A 26,140-nucleotide genomic window follows, 5' to 3' on the forward strand; every position below is an offset into this window, starting at 1 on the left:
CGGGGGCGCGTGCAGCGCCCCCCGCCCCGGTCTTACGTCTTGCTCTTACGTCTTACTCTTCCGAGGCTGGCGCCTTGGAGGTTTTGGGCGCCCTGGGTGCGCGTGGCGCCCGCGGTTGCTTCGGCGCCTTGGCGGCCGGGGCAGTTTCGGTGACGACGGGCTGCGGCGCTACCGCTACCGCTTCGGGCGCACGTTCAGCGGCCGGCTTGGCTTTCGGCTTGGCTTTCGGCTTGGCTTTTGGACGGGCCGGACGGGCTGGCTTGGCGGCTTCGGCCGTACCGTTGGCCTCGGCGGCCGGGGTCGCTGCTGCGACTGCCTCGACCACGACCGGTGCGGCCGGTGTGGCCATGTCTGCCGACGGCGCTGCTGAATAAGTCGCGACCGCCTGCTCGGCTTGCGCAGCCGGGGCCTTGGCGGCGGCTTTTACCTTGCGTGCCGGTGGCTTGGCGCCGCTTTTCTTTTTGGCTGGCGCCTGCACTTGCGCTTCGCCGGTGGCGGCCATGGCATCTGGCACCAATGGCAACGCTACTGCCGCTTCCAGCACCACTGGCGCTGCTGCGTGCACGTCGGCGTCGGCAGCCTGGTGGCGCTGCTGGCCGGACTGGTTGCGCTGGCCGTTGCCGTTGCGATCATTACGGTCATTGCGATTGTTGCGGTCGCGGCCACCACGGTTGCGATTGCGGTTGCCGTCGCGGTCGTTGTTGACTGCGGGGGCAGCATCAGCGCCGGCGTTGGCCGCAGCTTGTGCAGCGTCGGCCAATTCGGCCAATGGCTCCACGGCAATCGCTGCCACTTCGGGCGTGGCATCGATGGCAATGGCAAGCGCGTCCTGGTCTTCGTCGGCCTGGCCCGGACGTGCCTGGCCCTGGCGGCCATGGCGCTCGGCCTGGCGCTCGGCAAAGCGTTCCGCTGCGGTGCGGCCACGGTTGCGGCTGCGGCGCGATTCGTTGCCCTGCTCCTGGTTGCCGGCGTGTTCGCCAGCCTGGCTTTCTGCCTGCGCGGAGGCAGCATTGGTTTGCGCGCCGCTGCTGCGATAGACGTAGGCGCCCGATTTCTCATCGCGGCCAAATTCCAGCAGGCCGCGCGCCTTGCATTCCTCGATCAGGTTGCCGAAGGTGCGGAAACCGTAGTACGACTCGCTGAAGTCCGGCTTGCGGCGCTTGATCGCTTCCTTCAGTACCGAGGCCCAGATCTTGCCGCTGTCGCCACGCTCGAGCACCAGCGCTTCGAAGGTGTTGACGGCGATTTCCACGGCCTGGTCGCGGCGTTTTTCCATTTCGTCGCGGCGGGCGTTTTCTTCTTCCGGCGAACGCTTGACGGCCGGCTTGGCTTCGCCTGCATCGCGGCGGGCGCGGCGGCTCTCGCGCACCAGGTCGTCATAGAAAATGAATTCGTCGCAGTTGGCGACCAGCAGGTCGGACGTCGATTGCTTGACGCCCACGCCGATCACTTTCTTGGCGTTCTCGCGCAGCTTGGACACCAGCGGCGAAAAGTCGGAGTCGCCGGAAATGATGACGAAGGTGTCCACGTGCGACTTGGTGTAGCACAGGTCGAGTGCATCGACCACCATGCGGATGTCGGCCGAGTTCTTGCCGGACTGGCGCACGTGCGGGATTTCGATCAGCTCGAAGTTCGCTTCGTGCATGGGCGCCTTGAAGCCCTTGTAGCGATCCCAGTCGCAATACGCTTTCTTGACCACGATGCTGCCCTTGAGCAGCAGACGTTCCAGCACCGGCTTGATGTCGAACTTGTCGTAGTTGGCGTCACGCACACCGAGCGCGACGTTTTCAAAATCGCAGAACAGCGCCATGCTGACGTTATCGTTGGAAGATGCCATGAGGAATATTTTCTAGTGAAGAGGGGTGCGGGGGGAACAAACGCGTGGTCCGGCGGTCGGCTAATTCGACGATTATACCCAACAACGCAGCGCCTCCGCGTACTCGTCCATGTAGTCATCCATGTAGTCATCCATATTACTGATCTATAATGGCCGCTCTCCCAGTCACCGAGGTATTCGTCCGATGCGCCATTGATGCCGCCGTCTTCTTGACGGCCAGTACCCACTGCTTCCCCTTGCACGGGGAGTTTCTGGCATCTATTGGAGTGACGCATGACGCAACCTTCGACCCCCAGCACGTTGATCACGCTGGACGGCGTGTCTTATGGCCTGCCCGACGGCAGGATGTTATTTACCGACTTGCATGAACATTTCGACCAGCGGCCTACCGGCCTGGTCGGGCGCAACGGCGCCGGCAAGACCGTGCTGGCGCGCATCCTGGCCGGGCAATTAGCCCCCTCTTCAGGGCGCTGCCTGCGACACGGTTCGGTGTACTACCTGGCCCAGCAGGTGGCGCCCGCGCCCGGCGCCACCATCGCCGACCTGGCCGGTGTGCGCGCCGAACTCGACGCGCTGGCCCGCATTGCCGCCGGCAGCGTTGCCGTGGCGGACTTCGACCTGGTGGGCGAACGCTGGGACTTGCCGCAACTGCTGCAACAGGAACTCGACCAGGTCGGCCTGGGCCATCACGATGCGAGTACCCCGGCCAGTGTTCTGAGCGGCGGCCAGGCGATGCGCGTGGCCCTGGCCGGCGCCATGCTGTCCGGCGCCGATTTCCTGATCCTCGATGAACCGAGCAACCATCTCGACCGCCAGCACCGGCAAGCGCTGATCGCACAGTTGCAGCGCTGGCAGCGCGGCCTGCTGGTGGTCAGCCACGACCGTCAATTGCTGGCGGCCATGGCGCGCATCGTCGAACTGTCGCCGCAGGGCTTGCGCAGCTATGGCGGCAATTACAGTTTTTACGCGGCGGCGAGGGCACAGGAACGGCAAAGTGCGCTCGACCAGCTTGACCTGCGCAAGCTCGAACGCCAGCGCGAAGAACAGGCCATGCGCACCCAGCGCGAGCGCCAGGAAAAACGCCAGGCGCGCGGCGCCCGCCAGGGCCAGGAGGCCAACCAGGCCAAGATCCTGCTCGGTCGCCAGAAGGAGCGCAGCGAAAGCTCGTCCGGCAAATTGCGCCAGCAACAGGACGCTGCGCGTGCACAGCTGTCGGCGCGGGTAAGCGCTGCCGCACAGCAGGCGCACGACGATGCGCAGATCGTGCTGCATGTGCCGACCGTGCATGGCGCCCAGCGGCGCATGGTGGAGCTCGATGCGGTTGCGTTGCCTTTCGTGCCCGCAGCGACCAGGCATATCAGCCTGACTTTGAGCGCGCAGCAGCGCGTGGGCGTGGTCGGTTCCAACGGCTGCGGCAAGTCGACCTTGCTGCAAGTACTGGCCGGCCGCATCGCACCGCTGGCCGGTCGTTGCCAGGTGGTCGCTGGCGGCGTCTACCTGGACCAGCGCCTGGCCGATCTCGATCCGGCGCGCACCGTGCTCGAACATCTGCTGGCAGTCAACCGCGTTGTGGCGGAAGGGACACTGCGCACCTGGCTGGCCCAACTGGGGCTGGACGCACAAAAAATTACCGCCCCCAGCGGCGCGCTCAGCGGCGGTGAGCGCCTGAAGGCGGCGCTGGCCTGCGTGCTGTACGCCGATCCGCCGGCACCACTGCTGCTGCTCGACGAGCCCGGCAACCATCTCGACCTGCCTTCGCTGCAGGCGCTGGAAACCATGTTGCGCAGCTACCGGGGCGCGTTGCTGGTGGTGTCGCACGACGATACTTTTCTCGATAATCTGGCGTTGACCGACCGGCTCGATGCCAGCGCACACGGATGGCGGCTCGCTCCGTGGTGAGGGCTTGACTTGGAGTGCACTCCAAGTATTTGCCTGTGATCGAGGCCTTCCTCATCGACCACACAGGAGCACATACATGACACTATTGACTACGCTGTTTCCGAAAACCTTGCTGCTGGCCGGCATGGTCTCCACGACCGCCGCCAGCGCCAGCGAGCCAGCGCAAAAAGACCAACGCCGCGTGCGCGGCGAGCACACGATTGCTGCCATCACCGGCAGCGCCGGCACGACAGTGGTCGATTCGCTGCGCGACCTGTCGCCCGAACTGGGCCACTGGATCGTCGATTTTGCCTACGGCGACGTGTTCTCGCGCCCCGCCCTGTCGCTGTGCACGCGCGAGCTGGCCACCATTTCCGCCCTCACCGCGCTGGGCAATGCGCAACCGCAACTGAAGGTCCATATCGAGGGGGCGCTCAACGTCGGCTGCACGCCGGAGGAGATCGTCGAAGTCATCATCCAGATGGCTGTGTACGCGGGTTTCCCCAGCGCCCTGAACGGCATCAGCGCCGCCCGCGAAGTGTTCGACAGGCGCGGGGTTAAAATCGCTGCAACGAAATGACATTCACCAGGAGCGGTCCATGCCATCCCACCTCAGCATCGACGAAGTCGCCAGGCGCACCGGCCTGACCGCGCACACGCTGCGCTACTACGAACGAATCGGCCTGATCGCCCCGGTGGGCCGCGCCGAAGGCGGCCGGCGCCGCTACGCGGCAGCGGACCTGGCATGGATCGACTTCCTGCTGCGCCTGCGCACCACGCGCATGCCGATCAGCCAGATGCAAACCTTCGCCACCCTGCGCGCCACCGGCGACAGCACGGTGCCGGACCGGCGCCGGATGCTGGAAACGCATTTGCAGGAAGTGCTGGCCGAGATGGAAGCGATGCAGCTGTCGGTGCAGGCGCTGGAGGAGAAGATCGGGTATTACCGGGCGGTGGAGCGGGAATAAATTACTGGCCAGCGGTTACGGTCCGTGGCTTTTTTGGATATCCGCCCGGGCGATTCAAGATAATCCGCACCAAACTCTCGTGCAACACATTGATTATGTTAAGATTTTTCCATAAAATTCAAGATACCACTTGACGTCATTCTTGATAATTTTCCTCCCCCATGAAGCCCCCGAAGTTTGAACACATCGATCTGAAGTTGCACAATCCCTCGTTCGACTCTCCTTTGGTCGACGTGGTGACTGAACTTGAGCATCTTCGGCGTCTACAACTCGGAGGGACGACTCCGCCCGAAGTTTTCTTCCAGCTCAAGCAAATTTTTCATTTACTGGAGAGTCTGGGTTCTGCCCGCATAGAAGGCAACCATACAACGTTGGCTGACCTCGTTGAGACAACCGTACAGGGCGGCGTGGACAATGGTGATCAGATGAAGGAAATCACCAACATCGAAGAAGCCATGAGATATGTCGACACCGCCATGGAACCGGGCGCTCAGTTGACGGAGGCATTTATCCGGGATTTACATAGCATAGCGGTCAGAGACCTGGAAAGAGAGGGAGATAGAACTCCCGGTGCTTACAGGGCAACGCCAGTACGGATAGCGATGTCAACTCATCTTCCTCCTGAAGCAATGGCTGTTCCACAGTATATGAAAGAGCTGACCGATTTCGTCAACCAGGCATCAGCGCCAAAGTACGACCTGATAAAGGTTGCCCTGACACACCATCGGTTTGGCTGGATTCACCCGTTCTCCAACGGAAATGGGCGGGTTGTACGTCTGCTTACCTATGCCTTGCTCATCAAATACGGCTTTAACGTCAAGAGTGGGCGCGTGCTCAACCCGACAGCAATATTTTGCAATGACAGGGAACGCTATTACGAGATGTTAGGCACGGCCGACACTGGAACCACCTCAGTTATCGACGCCTGGTGCACCTATGTTCTGGAAGGCGTACTGACCGAACTGCGCAAGGTGGACCGGCTTACGCAATACGACTACATTGAAAAGCACATCGTTGGCCCTGCGCTTGCCATTTCGCGAGAGCGTCAGTTGATCACAATCGATGAATATCACGTGCTGAAGGAAGTTGTTCGGCTGAAAAACGCCAAGTCAGCAGATTTGAGCAGGATTATGCCGAAGCTCACCGCCAATCAGCGGACTTACCAGATTAAAAAGCTGGTTGATCAGAAAATGCTGCAACCCATCCATGAAGGAGCGAGGCAGTATTCGATCTGCTTCACCAACAACTATCTTTTGCGCGGCATCGTCAAAGCGCTGACGGATGAAGGCTTTGTGCCAAAAACTCTGGAAGCAAACTAGCATCTTCCGCCATGAAAAAGCCCTGCATCAGCAGGGCTCTTGGGTGACGTTCGATCAGACGTTGAACAGGAAGTTCAACACATCGCCGTCCTTGACCACGTATTCCTTGCCCTCGGCGCGCATCTTGCCCGCTTCCTTGGCGCCGGCTTCACCCTTGTACTGGATGTAGTCGTCGTAGGCGATGGTTTGCGCGCGGATGAAGCCGCGTTCGAAGTCGGTGTGGATCACGCCGGCCGCTTGCGGCGCGGTGTCGCCCACGCGGATGGTCCAGGCGCGTACTTCTTTTACGCCGGCGGTGAAGTAGGTTTGCAGGCCCAGCAGGTTGTAGGCGGCGCGAATCAGGCGGTCGAGGCCTGGTTCCTGCATGCCCATGTCGGCCAGGAATTCAGTCTTGTCGGCGTCGTCGAGGTCAGCGATTTCCGCTTCGATCGAGGCGCAGATGGCCACAATCGGGGCGTTCTGGGTCTTGGCGTAGGCCGTCAGCTGGTCGAGCAGCGGGTTGTTGGTGAAGCCGCTGTCGGACACGTTGGCCACGTACATGGCCGGCTTGGCGGTGATCAGGCACAGCGGCTTGATCAGGGCCATTTCGTCGGCGTCCAGGCCCATGGCGCGCACCGGCTTGGCTTCGTTCAGGTGCGGCACGATGCGCTCCATGATCGCCAGCAGCTTGGCGGCGTCCTTGTCGCCCGAGCGCGATTTCTTGTTTTCGCGGTGGATGGCTTTTTCCACGGTGCCCAGGTCGGCCAGCGCCAGCTCGGTCTGGATGACTTCGATATCGTCGAGCGGGCTGACCTTGCCGGAGACGTGGATCACGTTGTCGTCTTCGAAGCAGCGCACCACGTTGACGATGGCGTCGGTTTCGCGGATGTGCGACAGGAACTGGTTGCCCAGGCCCTCGCCCTGCGAGGCGCCGGCGACCAGGCCGGCGATGTCGACGAATTCGACGATGGCGTTGACCATGCGTTCCGGCTTGACGATTTCGGCCAGCGCAGCCATGCGCGGATCGGGCACTTCCACCACGCCGACGTTCGGCTCGATGGTGCAGAAAGGGTAGTTCTCGGCCGGGATGCCCGCTTTGGTCAGGGCGTTGAACAGGGTGGACTTGCCGACGTTAGGCAGGCCGACGATGCCGCATTGGAGACTCATGGAAAACCTTTAATAATCATAGCGCCGGCGAGCGGCTGGTGAAAAACGGCCCGAATGGCGTTTTTTAAGTTCAAGGGGTCTATTGTACCTCCCCCGCCCCCGGCGTTCAAAAAAACCGCGCCCGCCGCACGGAACAAGTCATGCTTTTTGGGAACAATTGCTTACATTTGATACGAATTTCACGTCATACCAATGTTGCGGACGAACGTTACTAGTTGTGTGTACAGTGTGTACGTCAGGCAATCACTCAGGAAAGGTCTTACCATGAATAACAATACAACTAAATCCTCGATGCACCCGATGGTGCTCGCCGCTGCCGGCGCAGTCGTTCTTGTCAGCGGTGTCGGCGTAGCCGCCATGATGGGCTGGCTGCCTTCCTCGAACAGCAAGACTCCGGATGTGCCGATGGCCGCCAATGTGCCACCGATCGTCGAGCAGGCAGCCCCCACGCCGCCAGTGCCGGCCCCGGTAGCGGCCCCCGTCGTGGCGCCGGCGCGTGAAGTGGCGCGCGAGCCGGTCCGTGAACGTGAGCCGGTACGCGAAGCGGTGCGTGAAAAGCCACCCGTGGTGAAGCACACCCCGGAAAGAGCCGCTCCGGCCGTCTGCAACAGCTGCGGCGTGATCGAATCGATCACCTCGGTTGACCAGCGCGCCGAAGGCAGTGGCGTAGGCGCAGTCGGCGGCGCCCTGCTGGGCGGCTTGCTGGGTAACCAGGTCGGCGACGGCAACGGCCGCAAGCTGGCCACGGTGGCTGGCGCCATCGGCGGCGCAGTGGCTGGCAACCAGGTCGAAGGCCGCGTGAAAGGTACCCGTACCTACACCATCGCAGTACGCCTCGAGAACGGCAAGACGCAGAACATCGTCCAGACCGAGCAACCGAATTGGCGCGAAGGCGACCGCGTGCGCATCGTCAACGGCAACCTGCGCGCCGACGGCTAATCACCGGCAGTACGGTTCGTCGCAGCACGCAATACTTTGATTATTTCCGTAAGGACAGTCTTGCATTTGTGATATTTTGCAAGACTATCCTGCGGAGGTCTCATGGAATTTGTGTTGCTCATTTTTGGGCTGGTAACGTTCAACATCGCCTGGCGCGCACGTGGTGAAGCACGCCACCTGCGCCGGCTGATCGATGAATTGCGCGACGAAGTAGGCGCTCTGCGCAATGCTGCTACGCCGGCGTTCAAGGCAACATCACCGCCGGAAGCGGCAGCCGCGCCAAGCGCGCCGCAACGGTCACCGCCGTTGGCAGTACCGGAACAAGTTCCGGTTCCGGTTTTGGTTCCGGTTCCGGTCCCAGGCCCCGCGCCCGTCACCGGGTCCACGCCGTTGCCAATGCCGGCCCTTGCATCGATTGCGACGCCAGCACTGCGCCCGGCAGTACCGCCAGCGGACACCGGGCCAGCTATTACCGTGACGGCTGCCACGCCAGTGACTGCGCCGCCGGTCGGCGCTCCCCCTCCTCCACCGCCGCGCCGCTCCGCACCCGCATCGGCATCGGCCTCCGCACCGCAATGGCTGCTCACCGCCAGGTCCTGGCTGTTCGGCGGCAACCTGGTGGCCAAGCTCGGCCTGTTAATCCTGTTCATCGGCGTCAGCTTCCTGCTCAAATACACGGCAGCGCGTGTGAGCGTGCCGATCGAACTGCGCCTGGCCGGCATCGTGCTGGCCGACCTGGCGCTGCTGGCCTGGGGCTGGCGCATCCGCCTCAGCCGCCCCTCGATCAGCCTGCCGGTGCAAGGCGCCGCGCTGGCCGTACTGATGCTGGTCACGTTTGGCGCCTTCCGCGTCTATCACCTGATTCCCGGCGCGATGGCGTTTGCACTGCTGCTGGTGCTGACCGTGTTCACCTGCCTGCTGGCGGTATTGCAAAACGCCATGTGGCTGGCCATCTTCGGCATTGCCGGCGGTTTTGCCACGCCGATCCTGGCGTCGAGCGGCGGCGGCAGCCATATCGGCCTGTTCTCGTACTATGCGCTGCTCAACGGCGGCGTGCTGGCCCTGGCGCTGCTGCGCTCGTGGCGGCCGCTCAACCTGCTGGGCTTCACGTTTACCTTCACCATCGCCACCACCTGGGGCGTGCTGCGCTACGCGCCGGAGAACTACCTGTCGGTGCAGCTGTTCCTGCTGCTGTTCTTCGCCTTCTACGTGTCGATCCCGCTCGCGTATGCGCGCCAGCAGTCGGTACAGCTCAAGCACTACGTGGATGGCACGCTGGTGTTCGGCACGCCGATGCTGGCCTTCGGCTTGCAGTTCAGCCTGGTGCACGGCTTCCCTTTCGGGGTAGCTTACTCTGCCCTGGCGCTGGGCTTGTTCTACGTGGCGCTGGCCACCGTGCTGCGCCGCCAGCAGCACGCGCAGCGCTATGCCTTGCTGGCCGACTCCTTCCTGGCGCTGGGCATCGTGTTCGGCACGCTGGCGATCCCGTTCGCGCTCGACGGCCGCTGGACTTCCGCCGCCTGGGCGCTGGAAGGCGCCGGCATCGTCTGGATCGGCCTGCGCCAGCAACAAAAGCTGGCGTGGATGTTCGGCCTGCTGGTGCAGGTGGGCGCCTGGGTGTCGTTCATCGGTTCGGCCACCGGCCTGTCGCCGGCCGGCGCGCTCGACGCCAACCTGTGGCTGGGCTTCGTGCTGCTGGCCGCCACCGCCTTCCTGATGGCCACGCGTTTCCGCACCCACAGCACAGACGACGATAACCAGGTTTTCCCCTTGCTGGCCGGCGTGTTCCTGGTATTTGCCACCGTATGGCTAGTGGCGGGCGCCTGGACCGAAATCCTGCTGCGCGTGGTGGAGAACCGCCAGGGCACGCTGCTGGTCGGCAGCGCCATGGTCGCCGCCATCGGCCTGTACCTGATCGCCCGCAAGCTGGCCTGGCCGCTGGCTGGCGCGATCGCGCTGCTGGTGCAGGCGGTAGCCGGGTTCAAGCTCCTCGAACTGGCGATGGCCGGCTGGTCCGGCCCTGCCGCTTCCTCGCTGTTCGAGCGGCCGCTGCCGGGCGCGCTGATGATTTTCGGCGCTGCACTGTTCAGCAGCTGGGCGCTGCAGCGCCGTCGCGAAGAGAGCATCGGCGCGACCGACATCGCCCCGGTGTACCGGTTGACGTATGCCTGGTCGGCCCTGTGGTGGTTCTGCATGGTGACGCCGGACCTGGCAAACTGGCTGGCCGGCCACTATGCCGGCCTGTTCCCGCAACGGTATTCGACCGAATATGGGGTCGATACCGACCTGCAGCTCTGCGCCTATGGCTTGCTGATGGCGGCCACTGCGCTGGCAGCGGTCCGGTTTGCACGCAGCTTGCGCTGGCCGGCCCTGCGCTGGTTTGCCGCGACCGTGTGGCCGGCACTCGCCGGCGCCACCTTGCTGGTAGTGGTGGATTTGTACGACAACGCCTCGCGCCTGCCGCATGTCGAAACATGGATCACCTTTGCCGCGCTGTGGCTGGCCGGCGAATGGCTGATGGCGGCGTGGCTGCGCCAAGGCTGGGCCTTGCCGCCGATGGTGCTGCGCTTGCTCCATACCGTGCGCACGGCCGGCCCCTGGCTGATGATCTGGCCGGTGACCGCTTACGTGATCAGTCGCTGGCTCGCCGGTCCCAGCGAACAAGTCTTCATTGCCGACTGGAGCACCAGCGCCAGCTGGGCGCGCTTTGTGCCATCGTGGCTGATGATGGCGGCCATCGCCTGGCTGATGCGGCGCAGCCGCCAGGAGGCCTGGCCGGTGGCGCCGCTCGCGGCGTGGTACCGCAGCCGCCTGATTCCTGCCGGCTGCGCCTGGTCGGCGTTGCTGGTCGCGGCCTGGAACCTGACCCAGGACGGCGCCATGGCGCCGCTGCCCTACGTGCCGCTGCTCAATCCGCTCGACCTGAGCACCTGCTTCGCCCTGGTGCTGGTGCTGGCCTGCTATCGACTGCAAGCGCCGGCCGCGCGGGTGCCGGCGGGCTGGCCGGCCGGCTGGATCGCGCCATTGCCGCTGGCCATTGCGCTGTTCGGCTATGCCTGGTTCAACCTGGCGCTGCTGCGCACGGTGTCGCACTACCTCGGTGTGCCGTACGAGTTCGCCAGCATGTTCGCCTCGCAGTTCGTGCAGGCGATGCTGTCGCTGGCGTGGAGCGTGACTGCGCTGATACTGATGCGCCACGCGGCGCGGCGCACCTGGCGCAGCGCCTGGATCGTGGGCGCCACGCTGCTGGGGCTGGTAGTGCTCAAGCTGTTCCTGGTGGACCTGTCCAATATCGGCGGCGTCGAGCGCATCGTGTCCTTCCTCGGCGTCGGTGCGCTCATGGTGGGCATCGGCTACCTGGCGCCCTTACCCCAATCCGAACCAGCCGGCCAACCACAAGAGGAGGCCGCATGAAAACATTCGTGATCGGCGCCGCCTGCCTGGCCAGCGCGTTTGCCATGGCCGGCACCGCGCCGGCAAGCGACAAGCCCGGCGACTACACGCACTTGCTGCCGCTGAATTCCAGCGTCAAACAGGGCGTGCTGCAACTGCGCCTGCCGCGCGACGTCTACCTGCACGCGCGCTCGCCGCTGCTCGACGATGTGCGCGTGTTCGACGCCAGCGGGGCGCCGCAGCCGTTCGCCTTGCAGGAGCCGGTGGCGGCGGAAAACATCGGCCACAAGGATCTGCCCTTGATAATCTTTCCGCTGATGTCGGCAGCAGGTAACCAGTCATCGCAGCTCGACCTGGACGTCAGCACCGCGCCCGATGGCCGGCTGCTGTCGGTCAAGGTGCGCCCCGAGGGCGGCGACCAGGCTGCTACTGCCGGGACCACGCGCCTGACCGGGTTGATACTCGATCTCGGCAAACCACGCGCGTCGTCAACAGCGGCGCCGCCGCCGACGGTCGATGGCCTGCGCTTCACCCTGCCGCCTGGCCAGCGCGACTACAGCGCCCAGGTCTGGCTGGAAACGAGCAACGACATGAAGCGCTGGGATGCGGTCGGCGCGGCCGAGCTGAACTGGCTGGTCAACCAGGACCAGCAAACCCTGGCCAACGACCGGCTGACCTTCGAGGCGCGGCCGTTCCGCTACGCGCGCCTGACCTGGAACAGCGGCACGCCGTTGCAGTTTGCCAGCATCGTGGCCGAGCAGCCGGTGCGCACCACCACCGTCGCGCCACGCGAGCAATTGCTGCTGCAACCCGTGGCGGGCGAGCTGCCGCAAGACCTGGTGTACACCGTGCCTCCGGCGATTGCCCCCGCCACCGTCGGCGTGCAGTTCAGCGAGACCAACGTCGTGCTGCCGGCGCAACTGGGCGTGTACTACGCTGTGCCCGCGCGCCAGGCCGGCGCGGCGGTCAGCCGCCGCTTCGATCCTATCGTCAACACCACCTTCTATCGCATTACACAGGATGGCCAGCCGCGCAGTTCGGGCGACCTGGTCGTGGCGCCACGGCACGCGCCGCAATGGGTGCTGCGCACGACTGCGGCAGCCACGGTCAAGCCGGTATTGAAGGTAGGCTGGCAACCGGCCACGCTGGTGTTCCTCGCCAGCGGCAACGCGCCGTACACGCTGGCCGTGGGACGCGAGCGCGCGCCTGCCACCAGCCGCCCGCTGGCGCAAGTGGCGCCGGGATTCAGTGACGTGGAATTGCGCCAGCTTGACCGCGTCACTGCCGGGCCTGCCGCCGCGCAGCAAGCTGTGGCGACCGCCGCGCAAGGCGATGAAGCCGACACCGGCGCCCGTCACCGGCTGCTCGTGTTGTGGGGCGTGCTGTTGTTGGGGACCGCGGTGCTGGCGGCTATGGTCTGGCGCCTGCTACGCCCCAAGCCGCAGCCCTGAAAAGCCTCCAGAGCTGCGTTGCAGCGCCTCGCCGTACTGGCGTACTGTCTTCGTCGCTGCGCCTTGCTCTGGAGGCTTTTGAAAAACTCTGTAGCTGCGTTGCAGCGCCTCGCCGTACTGGCGTACTGTCTTCGTCGCTGTGCCTTGCTCTGGAGGCTTTTGAAAAACTCTGTAGCTGCGTTGCAGCGCCTCGCCGTACTGGCGTACTGTCTTCGTCGCTGTGCCTTGCTCTGGAGGCTTTTGAAAAACTCTGTAGCTGCGTTGCAGCGCCTCGCCGTACTGGCGTACTGTCTTCGTCGCTGCGCCTTGCTCTGGAGGCTTTTCAGAGGCTGCGGTTACTTGGCCATCACGTTCATCACCGCCAGCGTCATCGCGCGGGCGGCGGTCTTGATCGATGGCTCCGGCACCGGCGCGTAGTACGGCGAGTGGTTGAAGGCGATCGGTTTGCCGCCCGGCTTTTCCGCTTCGGCTACCGCTTCCGGCGAGTACACGCCGGTGAAGAAGAACATGGCCGGAATGCCGGCGTTGGCGAACTGCGAGAAGTCTTCGCTGGCGGTCATGGCCGGCATACGCCATACCTTGTCGTTGCCGAACGCCTGTTTCAACACACCTTCGGTGCGCGCCACCAGTTTCTCGTCGTTGATGATGGCCGCGCCGCCGGGGATCAGTTCCACGTCCGGTGCCGGTGCGTCGGCCATGGCGGCCGAGGCAATCGCCGTGCGGCGCACGCCGGCCAGGATTTTCTCGCGCACTTGCGGCGTGTAGCTGCGGATGGTGCCGCGCACCTTGACGCTGTCGGGAATGATGTTGCCCACGCTGCCGCCATTGATGGCGCCGATGGTGACCACGCCAAATTCCTTGGGGTCCTTCTCGCGACTGATCACGGTCTGCACATCGACCACGAAGCGCGCGGCGATCATCACCGGATCGACCGCCTTGTCCGGCGCCGAGCCATGGCCGCCCCGCCCTTTGAAAGTGATTTCGATGGCGTCCGAGTTCGACGACACCGGCCCGCTGTTGTAGCCGATGGTGCCGTAAGCGTGCGGCCACGAGTGCAGCGCGAACGCGTAGTCAGGCTTGCCGAAGCGGGTAAACAGGCCGTCGCCGATCATGGCCTTGGCGCCCGAGACGATTTCCTCGGCCGGCTGGCCGATGAACATCAGGGTGCCCTGCCATTGCGATTTAAGCGCCACCAAGGTGCGTGCCGTGGCGAGCCAAGCGGTCATGTGGACGTCGTGGCCGCAGCTGTGCGCCACCATGGTGTCCTTGCCGTCGAGCTGGGCGTGGGCCTTGCTGGAATAGTCGAAGCCCGATTTTTCTTCCATCGGCAGGCCGTCCATCTCGGTACGCACCAGCACGGTCGGGCCGGAGCCGTTCTTGTAGATGGCGACGATGCCGGTCTTGCCCACTTTTTCCGTGACCTCGAAGCCGATCGCGCGCATCTCGGCGGCCAGCTTGGCCGCCGTGCGCACTTCCTGGAACGCCAGTTCGGGATGGGCGTGCAAGTCCTTGTAGATGGCGTCGAGCTTCGGATACATGGCGTCGATTTTGCCGGTGACGGCACTGCCGTCTTGGGCCAGGGCCGGCAGCATCAACACGGAAGACAAAAAGGCGGCAAGTGGGCGGAGCGTCATCTATGGTGTCCTTATCTGGGGAAAGATTCCCCCAGCATACCATCGCAGCTTAGGCGGTATGCAACTTCATGGTGGCAGCTTCGAACTTGCCTTCAACGATAGCCGGCATCACCAGCAGCGACTTGTCGATGGCCTGCTCGATCAGGTCCTGGTCTTCGCGGCGCGGACGGTGCAGCACGAAGTCGGCCACCTGCTGCTGCAGGCTCAAGGTGCGCGGATGGCCGATGCCGAGGCGCAGGCGCCAGTAATCGTGGGTTCCGAGCGCAGCAGTGATGTCCTTCAAGCCATTGTGGCCGCCGGCCGAGCCGCCTTTTTTCAGGCGGGCGATGCCGGGCATCAGGTCCAGTTCGTCGTGCACGACCAGCACTTCATCGGGATTGATCTTGAAGAAGCGGCTCAAAGCCCCCACCGACTGGCCCGAGCGGTTCATATAGGTCTGCGGTTCGAGCAGGTACACTTCCTGGCCCGCGATCGAGGTCTTGGCCATCAGCGCGTTGTACTTGGTCTCGCGGTTCAGGCGGGCGCCGCTGCTGTTGGCAAGGTTGTCCACCAGCCAGAAGCCGGCGTTATGGCGGGTTTGTTCGTATTCGGCGCCGGGATTGCCGAGGCCGACGATAAGGCGGATGGGCATGATGTGTAATTAAATAAAAGTGACCGGTGATTATCGCGCAAACGAAAAAAAACCCCGCCAGCATCGAAGCTGACAGGGTTTCCATGACGCGTAAAGCGTCAAGAATTACTTCTTAGGCTCTTCAGCAGCAGCTTCAGCATCAGCAGCAACTTGACCGGCCGGGATCGAAGCGGTAGCAACGGTCAGGTCGTTACCGTGGGTGATCGCGGTCACGCCTTTTGGCAGGGTCAGGTCAGCCACGTGGACCGAGGTACCAACGTCAACATTGGTCAGGTCGACGGTGATGAATTCTGGCAGGTCAGCTGGCAGGCATTCGATTTCGATTTCGTTCAGCACGTGGCTGATGGTGCCGCCGTTCAGTTTGACTGCTGGCGAGATCTCGGCGTTCACGAAGTGCAGCGCAACTTTCACGTGCAGTTTTTCCGAAGCGGTGACGCGCTGGAAGTCAGCGTGCAGTACCAGTTGCTTGAATGCGTGGACCTGGAAGTCGCGCAGCAGCACTTTTTGTACTTTACCGTCGATTTCCAGATCCAGGATCGACGAGTGGAACGCTTCTTTTTTCAGCGCGTGGTACAGGGCGTTGTGGTCCAGCGAGATGGTCACTGGCGCTTCGGTACCGCCGTAGATGATGCCAGGGGTTTGGCCCGAATTACGCAGGCGGCGGCTCGCTCCGGAACCTTGCAATTCGCGTTTGAATGCAACAACTTTCATGTGATACTCCAAAAATTACAGGGCTTGCGCCCCGTGTTATGAAGCCCCCGCGACCAGGGTGCTTCGAAAATGAGCACCTTGTGGCGCTCATGAAATCGGGAAAGCGGTAAAACCAACACGGCGCAACCGGTAAACCGGGTGCGCCGCGTGCTAAAACTGATGTAACGGTCGATCAGTCGATGAACAGCGAAATCACCGAATCGCCCTTGATGATGCGTTTGAACGTCTCGGCCAGCAGCGGCGCGCACGTCAGTTGACGGATCTTGCCGCAGGCCTTGGCAGCGTCGGACAGCGGAATCGTGTCGGTCACGACCAGCTCGTCCAGCGACGAATTGGTGATGCGCTCGATGGCCGGGCCGGACAGGACCGCGTGGGTGCAATACGCCACCACTTTCTTGGCGCCGCGCTCTTTCAGTACTTCGGCAGCTTTCACCAAAGTGCCGGCGGTATCGACCATGTCATCCATGATCACGCAGTTGCGGCCTTCGACTTCACCGATGATGTTCATCACTTCGGAAACGTTGGCTTTCGGACGACGCTTGTCGATGATGGCCAGGTCGCAGCCGAGGCGCTTGGCCAGGGCACGGGCACGGACCACGCCGCCCACGTCCGGCGACACCACCAGCAGGTCTTCGTTGTTCTTTTTCTGCAGGTCGCCCAGCAGGATCGGCGACGCGTAGATGTTATCGACAGGGATATCGAAGAAACCCTGGATTTGATCGGCGTGCAGGTCCATGATCAGGACGCGCTCGACACCGGCTTTTTCCAGCATGTTGGCGACCACCTTGGCCGAGATCGCAACGCGCGCCGAACGGGGGCGGCGATCTTGACGGGCATAACCAAAGTAAGGAATGGCGGCGGTGATACGGCCAGCGGATGCGCGCTTGAGCGCATCGACCATCAGGATCAGTTCCATCAGGTTGTCGTTGGTCGGTTGGCAAGTCGACTGCAGGACGAAGACGTCTTTACCACGCACGTTTTCGTTAATCTCGACCATGACTTCGCCGTCCGAGAATTTCGAAACGTTTGCTTTGCCGAGTGGAATGCCGAGATTTTTTGCGACTCCTTCTGCCAACGCAGGATTAGCGTTGCCGGTAAAAACCATCAGGTTTTCGTAAGCCATTGGGAGTCCCAGAGATAGTAGAAGAAATTTTTGATGATCGCCAGCGGAAAGCCGCGTGACGCTGTATTAGTTGAATGCGGCGCTCTGGTCACCTGCATTTTTGTCCTACCCGGCCGGAGACGTGCGCCTCGACGGATCCAGATAAAAACGAATGGCAGGGGAACAAGGATTCGAACCTTGGTATGCTGGAATCAAAATCCAGTGCCTTAACCAGCTTGGCGATTCCCCTACGCAACTTGCTACTTGTCGCTACAGGCCGATATTATACAGCCATTTTCACGAGAAGCAAAATCTTTTTTCTCACTCACAACATGTCGATGATCGGATGCTGTTTCAGCGCCCTGGCTTTCCAGACTTTCCACTTGGTCGGTGCTTTTGCAAGCACCGCATCGGCTTCAGCTTCGGTTGCCACTGCACGAAACACACAAGCACCGGAGCCAGTCATCCTGGCGTCACCGTCAGCACTGAGCCATTCTACCGCTTCTGCCACCGGCGGGAACAACTCCATTGCCACTTGTTGTAAATCGTTTCTTCCGTATCCCTTTGAATCGTTTTGATTTTCAAGGTGGCTGGAAAAGTCCGTTATCTTAATGACCGGCGTGTCTCTTGTCAAACGTTCTGACGAAAAAATTGCAGGGGTCGGTACTTGCACGCCCGGTTCGATAACGATGTACCAACACTCGGGCGCCGCCACGGCCTGCAAATCCTCGCCCACGCCTTCTGCAAACGCGGTCTGGCCGAAGATGAAAAACGGGATGTCGGCGCCCAGCGGCAGGCCCAGCGCCATCAATTCCTGCTGGCTCAAGCCCGCTTGCCACAAGGCGTTGAGCGCCATCAGGGTGGTGGCCGCGTCGGACGAGCCGCCACCGAGGCCGCCGCCCATCGGCAGCACCTTGTCGATGGCGATATCGACGCCGCGCGGCAAGGCGCCGGTGCGGCGCTGTACCTCGGCCTGCAACAACCTGGCGGCGCGGATGACCAGGTCGCTCTCTTCGGGCACGCCGGCCATGTCGGTCACGCGGCGCAGCGCGGTATCGTCACGCAGGGTGAAATGCAGGGTGTCGCCGTGATCGACCAGCTGGAACACGGTTTGCAGCAGGTGGTAGCCGTCGGCGCGGCGGCCGGTCACGTGCAGGAACAGGTTGAGCTTGGCGGGAGCCGGGCAGTTCAGTAACACGTTCATGGCGCGGGAGCATTGAGCACGATGCGGAACGACAGTTCGTCCACCTGCTGGCCCAGGGTCAGGCGGGTGACGTCGATGCGGCGCGGCTTGGGCACGGCAGCGGCGTCATCCTGCCAGCCCAGGTAATCGATCTTCCAGCCGTCGCGGGTGACCACGCTGTCATTGGCTGGCGAGGCCGTGAACTGCTTGCCGTCGGCGTCGGTGGCATGGCCTTGCAGCCAGTCGCGCAGGCCGCCCACGGGCAGGGTCCAGCCCAGGGCCTGGCGCGTGAGGCTGTCGAGGTCGGGCGCGGTGCGCAGCGGCTGGCCGCTTTGCTGCAGGGTCGCGGCCTGGCCGGTCACGCTGATGCGGGCCACGGTCTGGCCGGTGGGCGAATTGAGGCTGACATCGGTGCGCGCCGGCGTTTGCTGCCAGTTGAAGTTGCCATTCATGGCTTCCTTCTTGCCATCGCGGATAAAGCTGATGGCGATGCGGCCGTTGAGTTCGATCGTGTCCTGGTAGGCGGCCACCACGGCGGTCGAGCGCGGCACCGAGGCGCAGCCGGCCAGCACCGACAGCGCGGCAGCGAAGGCCAGCACCGGGGCGGTGCGGCGAAAAAGGGTAAAAGTCATTTGATTAGTTTTTTTAGTTGGCCTGGTCGGTCTTCAGGCGCTGGTTGAGGCGCGCCAGCGTGCTTTTGAGCGCGTCGTTTTTCGGGTCCTTGCCATGGGCTTCCTGCCACAGCTTCTGGGCGCCGGCCGCGTCGCCCCTAGCGAACAGCACTTCGCCCAGGTGCACGGCGATCTCGGGATCGCTGCGCACCGCGTAGGCGCGGCGCAAATAGCTCTCGGCTTCGTCCAGGTTACCCATGCGGAATTGTACCCAACCCATGCTGTCCATGATGAACGGATCGCCAGGCGCAATTTTCAGGGCCTGCTCGACCAGCGCCAGCGCTTCGGGCAGGCGCTCGTTGCGGTCGGCCAGCGAGTAGCCGAGTGCGTTGTAGGCGTGCTGGTTATCGGGCGCGGCGATCATCACCTGGCGCAGCGCGGTTTCCATCACCTCGACCTGGCCCACTTTTTCGGCGCCCAGCGCAAAGTCGTACAGCAGGTCGGGATTGTCGGGATAGCGCTTGACGGCGTTTTGCAGCACCATGAAGGCGGTGGTGGTGTCGCCGGCGTCGCGCAGCACCTGGGCGTCGGTCTGGAAGATTTGCGCCTGCTCGTCGGCGCCGTTGGCGGTCAGCTGCGACAGCTCCTTGCGCGCTGCGTCGAGCTTGCCCTGGCGGGCCGTGAGCACCGCCCATTTCAGGCGCGCGGCAAAGTACAGTTTTTCGTCGCTGCGATCGACCTTGTCGAGCCACTTGATGGCGGTGTCGACGTCGCCGCGCTGCTCGGCCAGTTGCGCCAGGATCATCAGCACTTTGACCGGGTCGCGCTCGTCGTCTGGATGCTCTTCGAGCACGCTGACGAAACGGGTGAAATAGGTTTCGGCGCCGGCCAGGTCGTTGTTCTGCATGCCCATCACGCCCAGCGCGTACAGCGTGGCCAGGTTGTCGGGCTGGTCCTTGAGCAGCACCAGGAACTGCTGGCGTGCCGCCTCGGGCTGCTTGGCGTCGATCAGCACGCGGGCAAACGCGGCCCGCGCTTCGCGCGCTTTCGGGTACTTGTCGAGGAAGTTGTTGAGCACCTTGAGCGCCACCTCGATATCGCCCGAGACCTGGGCCTGGGTCATGGCGGCCAGCTCGGACGACGGTTCGATGGCGGCGGCTTTATCGGCCTCGGCGCGGGCGCGCGCGGTGTCATTGAGGGCAAAAGCACCCTGGGCCAGGATCAGGTGGGTTTCCACCAGTTGGTCGTACGGCGCCAGCACGCGCTCCTGCAAGGCGAACGCGGCGGCTTTATTCTGCGCCCGCAGCAGCAGTTGCTGCATCTGGAACATGGCGACCACGCGCGCCGGTCCCTGGGCCTGGGCCAGGCGCCTGGCAAAGATCGGTTCGACTTCGGCCAGGTCGTCGCCGGCCACGGCAAAGCCGAGGAAATACTGCGCGGCCTCGTCCGAATCGGGCGCCAGGCTGCGCCACAGGCGAATGGCGGACACCGCTTCGCTCCCCTGCTTGGCGACCAGCGCCATGTCGGCCGCGCGCTTGGCCAGGCGTGGATCGCGGGTTTGCTGGGCCAGCGCCATCATGGTCATGAACGGCCCCTGCCACTCGCCCTGCTTGAATTCCAGCTCGGCCTTGGTGATGCGGTACAAGATGTCGCCAGTCAGCGCATTGTTGGGCAGCGTTTCGTCGGCGACTGGTGTATCGGGTCGCTGAGTAGCTTGCTTCGCGGAATTGTCCGTGGGGGCGCTATCGGGTGCCGGGTTAGCAGCGGTAGCAGCAGGCGCTGGCGGCTGCGTGGCGCACGCCGACAGCAAGGCGGAGAGGGTTACAATGGCGAAAGCGTTTTTCAAGGGAACATCCTGGCTGGTGTACGGGAGCGCTTCGATTTTACGCGCAAGCCGGGGCTTGCGTCTTTTGACTAGTGTAACCAAATATTGAGCTTCAGCCAGTTCCCTCCTCCCATTCACCAGAGGTTTGCCCAGCAGATGCCAGAATTACCAGAAGTGGAAGTCACCCGGCGCGGCGTCGCGCCCCATCTCGAAGGTCGCGCCGTGCAGGACGTGGTGCTGCGCCGCGCCGGCCTGCGCTGGCCGTTTCCCGAGCAACTCCAGCAACTGCTGGCCGGCCGCACCGTGCTGGCCACGGGCCGGCGCGGCAAATACCTGCTGGTCCATTTCGAACACGGCACCCTGATCATCCACCTGGGCATGTCGGGTCATTTGCGCGTGATGGCGGCCGGCATCGAACCGGAAAAGCATGACCACTTCGACCTGGTAGTGGCCAGCCCGGACGGCCCGCAAGTGCTGCGCATGAAAGATCCGCGCCGCTTTGGCGCCGTGCTGTGGCATGACGCCACCGAAGGCGCGCTCGAGAGCCACATCCTGCTGCGCGCGCTGGGCGTGGAGCCACTGGAAGACGGTTTTTCCGGCAAGCTGCTGTACGACCGCACGCGTGGGCGCAGCGCGCCGGTCAAGCAGGTGCTGCTGGCCGGCGATATCGTAGTGGGCGTGGGCAATATCTACGCGTCGGAGAGCCTGTTCAAGGCCGGCATCAACCCGAAAACGCCGGCCGGGCGCATCAGCCTGGCGCGCTACGACAAGCTGGCGCAGGCGATCCGCGAGATCCTGGCCGAGGCCATCATCCAGGGCGGCAGCACCTTGCGCGACTTTATCAGCGTCAATGGCCAGTCCGGCTATTTCCAGCAGACGTATTTCGTCTATGATCGGGCGGGCGTGCCATGCAAGGTATGCGCGGCGCCGGTACGCCAGATCAAGCAGGGCCAGCGTTCCACGTTCTACTGCATAAATTGTCAAAAATAGAGGCGTAGCCGATGATGGTCAGCGATTTCGAGCACTACAGCGCCTGGCGCCAGGGCGTGGTCACCGCGCTGGAGCAATACCAGGCGTGGGTGGCCGAGGCCGCCCTGCTCGATGCCGCCACCGCCCAGCGCATTACCCGCACCCTGGCCCGGCTGGCCGACGACAAGCTGTCGGTGGCCTTCGTGGCAGAGTTTTCGCGCGGCAAGTCGGAGCTGATCAACGCCATATTTTTTGCCGACTACGGCCAGCGCATCTTGCCGTCCTCGGCCGGGCGCACCACCATGTGCCCGACCGAGCTGATGTACGACGCCGCGCTGGCGCCATCGCTGCGCCTGCTGCCCATCGAAACCCGCGCCGACAACCTCTCCACCGGCGACTACCGCGACCAGCCGTCCGCCTGGACCGTGCTGCCGCTCAACCTCGACGCCGGCGCCCACATGCACGAAGTGTTCAAGCAGGTGAGCATGACACGGCGCGCTCCGGTCGAGGAAGCGCGGCGCTACGGCCTGTACGACGACGAAGACCCCGACCTGCGCGACGCGGTGGACGAGCACGGCACGGTGGAGATCTCGCTGTGGCGCCATGCGATCATCAATTTCCCCCATCCTTTGCTCAAGCAAGGCCTGGTAATCCTCGACACGCCGGGTTTGAACGCCATCGGCACCGAGCCCGAGCTCACGCTCAACCTGATCCCCAACGCCCACGCCGTGCTGTTCATCCTGGCTGCCGATACGGGCGTGACGCGCAGCGACATCGAGGTGTGGCGCAACCATATCGGCGCCGGCGCCGGCCGCATGGTCGTGCTCAACAAGATCGACAGCATGTGGGACGAGCTGCGCAGCGAGACCGAAGTGAACGACGAGATCGCGCGCCAGCAGGCCAGCGTGGCCCAGGTGCTGGCGCTCGAGCCGCGCCAGGTGTTCCCGGTCTCGGCGCAAAAGGCGCTGGTGGCCAAGATCACGCACGACCCTGCCCTGCTGGCGCGCAGCCGCCTGCAGGCGCTGGAAGCGGCCCTGTTCGACGAGCTGATCCCGGCCAAGCAGGACATCGTGCGGCGCCAGTTGCGCGAGGATTTGCAGGCGTTAAGCAGCGCGCAAGCGACCATGCTGACAGCCCGCGCGCGCGGCATCGTCGAACAGTTGCACGAACTGCGCAGCCTGCGCGGCAAGAACCGCACCGTGATCGAACACATGATGCGCCGCATCGACATCGAAAAGCGCGAGTTCGACGCCAGCCTGTTCAAGCTGCAAGCCACGCGCGCCGTATTCACGCGCCTGTCCACCGGGCTGTACACCAGCATCGGCATGGACATGGTGCGCGACGATATCGACCTGGTGCGCGAGCACATGCAGCGCAGCCGTTTTTTCCTCGGTGTGCGCGAAGCCGTGCGCCAGTATTTCGAGCGCATCCGCGCGCGCCTCGACGCAGCCGAACAGAAAACCGCCGAAGTGAGCGAGATGATGGGCGTGATGGTGCGCCGCTTCGCCAGCGAACACGGCATGAGCCTGGCGCTGCCGCTGCCGTTTTCGCTGGCGCCGTACCGCACCGAGATCGCCAACATCGAGGCGATTTACTATAAACAGTTCGGCACCGCCACCCTGATCACCACCAGCCGCGTGGTGCTGATGGAAAAGTTTTTCGACACCATCGCGTCGCGCGTGCGCGGCTGCTTCAAGTCGGCCAATGTCGATGCCGAGGCGTGGCTCAAGGTGGTGATGGCGCCGCTGGAGGCGCAGATCCGCCAGCACAAGGATCAACTGAAACACCGGCAGGCATCGATCCAGCGCATCCACGACGCCACCGACAGCCTGGAACAGAAAATCGAGGCGCACGAACGTGATCAGCACACGCTCGATGCCCAGAAAGTGCATCTGCAACAACTGGCGGCAGCCATCGCCAACGCCATCGAGGCCGGTCTTGAGGAAGACCCGGCGCGCGCAGCCGCTTAAGAAATTTACCCAAGGACATGATGAAGTACACCGCAGTAGAGCATTACGCCGACCCCAGCTTTTCCGACGCCCTGATCGCCTGGCAACAACAGCACGGCCGCCACGCCCTGCCGTGGCAAAACACCCGCGACGCCTACCTGATCTGGCTGTCCGAAATCATGTTGCAGCAAACCCAGGTCTCAGCCGTGCTCGGCTATTACGCCCGTTTCCTCGAACGTTTTCCCACCTTGCGCGACCTGGCCGAAGCGCCGGTCGAAGACGTGATGGCGCAGTGGAGCGGCCTTGGCTACTACACCCGCGCGCGCAACCTGCACAAGTGCGCGCAGCGGGTGGTAGCCGAATACGACGGCGTGTTCCCGTCCGACCCGGCGCTGCTGGCCGACCTGCCCGGCATCGGCCGTTCGACGGCGGCGGCGATCTCGGCCTTTTCCAGCGGCACCCGCGCAGCCATCATGGACGGCAACGTCAAGCGCGTGTTCGCGCGCGTGTTCGGCATCGACACCTTTCCCGGCGAGCGCAAGACCGAGGAAATGATGTGGCTGCGCGCAGTGGCCCTGCTGCCCGAGCAAGGCATCGAAGCGTACACGCAAGGCTTGATGGACCTGGGCGCCACGGTGTGTACCCGTAGCAGCCCGGCGTGCGAACGGTGCCCGATGCAAACGCGCTGCGTGGCCTTTGCTACCGGCCGCACGCGTGAGCTGCCGGTGCGCAAGCCGAAAAAAATCTCGCCGGAAAAACACGCGATGATGCTGGCGATTGTCGATGGCGGCCAGGTGCTGCTCGAGCAACGCCCACCGACCGGCATCTGGGGCGGCCTGCTGTCGCTGCCCGAACTCGACGGCCACCTGCTGGCCGAGGACGACGACGTGCCGGCGGCGGACGATGCACTGCTGTTGCAAGCGGTGGGGAAATTCGGCGAGATGGAATCGGCCGAGCGGCTGACGACAGTGACGCATGTCTTTACGCACTACAAGCTGCACATTGCGCCGTACCGTATCACCCTGGCGCGCCGTCGGCAGATGGCAGCCGAGGACGGTTACGTGTGGCTCGATGCCGCCAAACTGGCGGACGCGGCGCTGCCAGCACCGATCAAGAAGCTGTTGCTGGAGTTAATGGGGGATGGCAAGGCGGCGCAGCAGCGGATGGATTTCTAAGGTACGTAACGGGCAATGGCGAAGGTAGCGCTGACCAACGCAACCGAGGTGGCGACAAACCACTTGATGAGGTTGGATTCCAGCCGCGTCACTTTGGAGTCCATCTCGGCAAACCTGAGATTGACTTGACCGAACTGGACAGCAATTTCCTCACGCAATATAGCGATATCGAGCTTGCTGGCGTAATGGTCTGCCACGTGTTGTTTCAGTTCCTTGAACCGTTCGACAACTTCGGCGTCCATGATCGCTCCCGCATAAAGGTGAAGGTAGACCTTGATGATCTGCCGCGCACCTTTGCCTGTCAAGCGGCGCGCTGTTGCGCCAGGTCAGAGCTCATCGAGCGAAAACAGGCGCCGGTGTTCGCGGATCGCGTAGCGGTCGGTCATGCCGGCAATATAGTCGGCGATCTTGCGCGCCTGCCGGCCAGCATCCCCGTCCTTGTCGTGGTAGTCGGGCGGCAGCAGCACCGGTTCGGCCATGAACGACTCGAACAGCTCGCGCACGATGCGGCTCGCTTTGACGCGCATGCGGTTGACCTGGTAATGGCGATACAGGTTCTCGCGCAGGAAGCGTTTGAGTTCGGTCGCATCCTTGCGGATCGGGTCCGAAAAGCGGATCAGCGGCGGCGCCTGGCGTACTTCATCGAGCGAACGCGGCGCCACGTCGGCGATCAGCGCGCTGGATGTGACGATCAGGTCGTCGGCCAGCGCCGTGATCAGGCGCCGCAAGGTTTCGTAGATGGCGCGCCGGCCGGTCAGGCCCGGGAACGCCTGCTGCACATCGCGGTACAGGCGCGCAAAAAAATCGACCTGCTGCAATTGCTCGATGGTGATCAGGCCAGAACGCAGGCCGTCGTCGATGTCGTGACTGTTGTAGGCGATCTCGTCGGCCAGGTTGGTCAGCTGCGCTTCCAGCGACGGCTGGGTGCGTTCGATGAAGCGGATCGCCACCGGCCCCAGCAGGCGGGCATTGTGCAGCGAACAGTGCTTGAGGATGCCCTCGCGGGTTTCGAACATCAAATTGAGGCCGTTGTAGGCGCCGTAATGCTCTTCCAGTTCATCGACCACGCGCAGGCTTTGCAGGTTGTGCTCGAAACCGCCGTGGTCCTTCATGCACTCGTTGAGCACGTCCTGGCCCACGTGGCCGAACGGCGTGTGGCCGAGGTCGTGCGCCAGCGAAATCGCTTCCACCAGGTCTTCGTTCAGGCGCAGGTTGCGGGCGATCGAGCGGCCGACCTGCGCCACTTCCAGGCTGTGCGTAAGACGCGTGCGGAACAGGTCGCCCTCGTGGTTGAGGAAGACCTGGGTTTTATACTCGAGCCGGCGGAACGCCGACGAATGGATGATGCGGTCGCGGTCGCGCTGGAACTGGCTGCGCGAGGTATGCGCGGCCTCCGGGTAGCGGCGGCCGCGCATACCT

At 63.5% G+C, this 26,140-nt stretch carries 21 protein-coding genes, 1 tRNA gene and 1 pseudogene; 11 read left to right on the forward strand and 12 right to left on the reverse strand.

Annotation, left to right across the window (positions count from 1 at the left end; genetic code table 11):
• Positions 1–52 precede the first annotated feature (52 nt).
• The gene (locus DUPY_RS22235; protein WP_070251184.1) at positions 53–1,837 is read right to left on the reverse strand and encodes an NYN domain-containing protein; all 1,785 of its coding nucleotides are present in this window, start codon (positions 1,835–1,837) and stop codon (positions 53–55) included.
• 345 nt (positions 1,838–2,182) lie between these two features.
• Here DUPY_RS22235 and DUPY_RS29320 point away from each other — a divergent pair.
• From DUPY_RS29320 to DUPY_RS22255, 5 genes and pseudogenes are all read left to right on the forward strand, one after another.
• Positions 2,183–2,626 (forward strand): annotated as a pseudogene (locus DUPY_RS29320) (ATP-binding cassette domain-containing protein); the annotation flags it as partial.
• A 513-nt stretch (positions 2,627–3,139) separates the two neighbouring features.
• Entirely contained in the window at positions 3,140–3,736 is a 597-nt protein-coding gene (locus DUPY_RS29325; RefSeq protein ID WP_443093061.1) for an ATP-binding cassette domain-containing protein, read from the forward strand.
• Between the two features lie 124 nt (positions 3,737–3,860).
• Positions 3,861–4,295: a carboxymuconolactone decarboxylase family protein gene (locus DUPY_RS22245; protein ID WP_070251220.1), complete on the forward strand. Its 435-nt coding sequence runs from the start codon at positions 3,861–3,863 to the stop codon at positions 4,293–4,295.
• Positions 4,296–4,314: 19 nt separating this feature from the next.
• Positions 4,315–4,683 (forward strand): MerR family transcriptional regulator, encoded by a 369-nt coding sequence (locus DUPY_RS22250; RefSeq protein ID WP_070251188.1) that lies wholly within the window; start codon positions 4,315–4,317, stop codon positions 4,681–4,683.
• Positions 4,684–4,844: 161 nt separating this feature from the next.
• The gene (locus tag DUPY_RS22255) at positions 4,845–6,002 is read left to right on the forward strand and encodes a Fic family protein (protein ID WP_070251191.1); all 1,158 of its coding nucleotides are present in this window, start codon (positions 4,845–4,847) and stop codon (positions 6,000–6,002) included.
• A 54-nt stretch (positions 6,003–6,056) separates the two neighbouring features.
• On the opposite strand, the gene ychF is transcribed toward DUPY_RS22255, so the two are convergent.
• Positions 6,057–7,148 (reverse strand): redox-regulated ATPase YchF, encoded by a 1,092-nt coding sequence (gene ychF, locus DUPY_RS22260; protein ID WP_056146846.1) that lies wholly within the window; start codon positions 7,146–7,148, stop codon positions 6,057–6,059.
• A 264-nt stretch (positions 7,149–7,412) separates the two neighbouring features.
• Here ychF and DUPY_RS22265 point away from each other — a divergent pair, with 264 nt between their 5' ends.
• From DUPY_RS22265 to DUPY_RS22275, 3 genes are all read left to right on the forward strand, one after another.
• Complete coding sequence (locus tag DUPY_RS22265) at positions 7,413–8,087, forward strand: glycine zipper 2TM domain-containing protein (RefSeq protein ID WP_070251194.1); 675 nt, start codon at positions 7,413–7,415, stop codon at positions 8,085–8,087.
• Between the two features lie 396 nt (positions 8,088–8,483).
• On the forward strand, positions 8,484–11,501 hold the full coding sequence (locus tag DUPY_RS22270) for a DUF2339 domain-containing protein (protein WP_229255467.1): 3,018 nt from the start codon (positions 8,484–8,486) through the stop codon (positions 11,499–11,501).
• Entirely contained in the window at positions 11,498–12,931 is a 1,434-nt protein-coding gene (locus tag DUPY_RS22275) for a DUF3999 family protein (protein WP_070251199.1), read from the forward strand. The genes DUPY_RS22270 and DUPY_RS22275 overlap by 4 nt, the downstream gene beginning before the upstream one ends.
• Before the next feature lie 335 nt (positions 12,932–13,266).
• Here the strand turns inward: DUPY_RS22275 and DUPY_RS22280 are convergent, their stop codons facing one another.
• The 8 genes from DUPY_RS22280 to DUPY_RS22315 form a co-directional block, all read right to left on the reverse strand.
• Entirely contained in the window at positions 13,267–14,565 is a 1,299-nt protein-coding gene (locus tag DUPY_RS22280; protein WP_070251201.1) for an amidohydrolase, read from the reverse strand.
• Between the two features lie 49 nt (positions 14,566–14,614).
• Positions 14,615–15,196, reverse strand: a complete 582-nt coding sequence (gene pth / locus DUPY_RS22285) for an aminoacyl-tRNA hydrolase (protein ID WP_070251203.1) — start codon at positions 15,194–15,196, stop codon at positions 14,615–14,617.
• Positions 15,197–15,301: 105 nt separating this feature from the next.
• A complete protein-coding gene (locus tag DUPY_RS22290) occupies positions 15,302–15,907 on the reverse strand; it encodes a 50S ribosomal protein L25/general stress protein Ctc (protein ID WP_070251206.1) in 606 nt (201 codons plus the stop codon).
• 172 nt (positions 15,908–16,079) lie between these two features.
• Positions 16,080–17,030 (reverse strand): ribose-phosphate pyrophosphokinase, encoded by a 951-nt coding sequence (locus DUPY_RS22295; protein WP_070251208.1) that lies wholly within the window; start codon positions 17,028–17,030, stop codon positions 16,080–16,082.
• Positions 17,031–17,182: 152 nt separating this feature from the next.
• Positions 17,183–17,259: transfer RNA gene (locus DUPY_RS22300), tRNA-Gln, on the reverse strand.
• A gap of 75 nt (positions 17,260–17,334) precedes the next feature.
• A complete protein-coding gene (gene ispE, locus DUPY_RS22305) occupies positions 17,335–18,213 on the reverse strand; it encodes a 4-(cytidine 5'-diphospho)-2-C-methyl-D-erythritol kinase (RefSeq protein WP_070251210.1) in 879 nt (292 codons plus the stop codon).
• Positions 18,210–18,824 carry an outer membrane lipoprotein LolB gene (locus tag DUPY_RS22310; protein ID WP_070251211.1) on the reverse strand — a complete coding sequence of 205 codons (615 nt, stop codon included), beginning with the start codon at positions 18,822–18,824 and terminating at the stop codon, positions 18,210–18,212. Before DUPY_RS22310 ends, ispE begins: the two co-directional genes overlap by 4 nt.
• A gap of 13 nt (positions 18,825–18,837) precedes the next feature.
• Positions 18,838–20,649 carry a tetratricopeptide repeat protein gene (locus tag DUPY_RS22315; protein ID WP_070251213.1) on the reverse strand — a complete coding sequence of 604 codons (1,812 nt, stop codon included), beginning with the start codon at positions 20,647–20,649 and terminating at the stop codon, positions 18,838–18,840.
• 135 nt (positions 20,650–20,784) lie between these two features.
• Here DUPY_RS22315 and mutM point away from each other — a divergent pair, with 135 nt between their 5' ends.
• The 3 genes from mutM to mutY are packed head-to-tail and all read left to right on the forward strand — an operon-like array spanning position 20,785 to position 24,721.
• Positions 20,785–21,618 carry a bifunctional DNA-formamidopyrimidine glycosylase/DNA-(apurinic or apyrimidinic site) lyase gene (mutM, locus tag DUPY_RS22320; protein ID WP_070251215.1) on the forward strand — a complete coding sequence of 278 codons (834 nt, stop codon included), beginning with the start codon at positions 20,785–20,787 and terminating at the stop codon, positions 21,616–21,618.
• 14 nt (positions 21,619–21,632) lie between these two features.
• Complete coding sequence (locus tag DUPY_RS22325; protein ID WP_070251222.1) at positions 21,633–23,567, forward strand: dynamin family protein; 1,935 nt, start codon at positions 21,633–21,635, stop codon at positions 23,565–23,567.
• Between the two features lie 20 nt (positions 23,568–23,587).
• Positions 23,588–24,721 carry an A/G-specific adenine glycosylase gene (gene mutY / locus DUPY_RS22330; RefSeq protein ID WP_070251224.1) on the forward strand — a complete coding sequence of 378 codons (1,134 nt, stop codon included), beginning with the start codon at positions 23,588–23,590 and terminating at the stop codon, positions 24,719–24,721.
• Here the strand turns inward: mutY and DUPY_RS22335 are convergent.
• Entirely contained in the window at positions 24,718–24,963 is a 246-nt protein-coding gene (locus DUPY_RS22335; protein WP_141749644.1) for a hypothetical protein, read from the reverse strand. The genes mutY and DUPY_RS22335 overlap by 4 nt on opposite strands.
• Positions 24,964–25,047: 84 nt before the next feature.
• The gene (locus DUPY_RS22340; protein WP_070251218.1) at positions 25,048–26,136 is read right to left on the reverse strand and encodes a deoxyguanosinetriphosphate triphosphohydrolase; all 1,089 of its coding nucleotides are present in this window, start codon (positions 26,134–26,136) and stop codon (positions 25,048–25,050) included.
• Positions 26,137–26,140 lie beyond the last annotated feature (4 nt).

The sequence above is a fragment of the Duganella phyllosphaerae genome (assembly GCF_001758785.1).
GTDB lineage: Bacteria > Pseudomonadota > Gammaproteobacteria > Burkholderiales > Burkholderiaceae_D > Rugamonas > Rugamonas phyllosphaerae.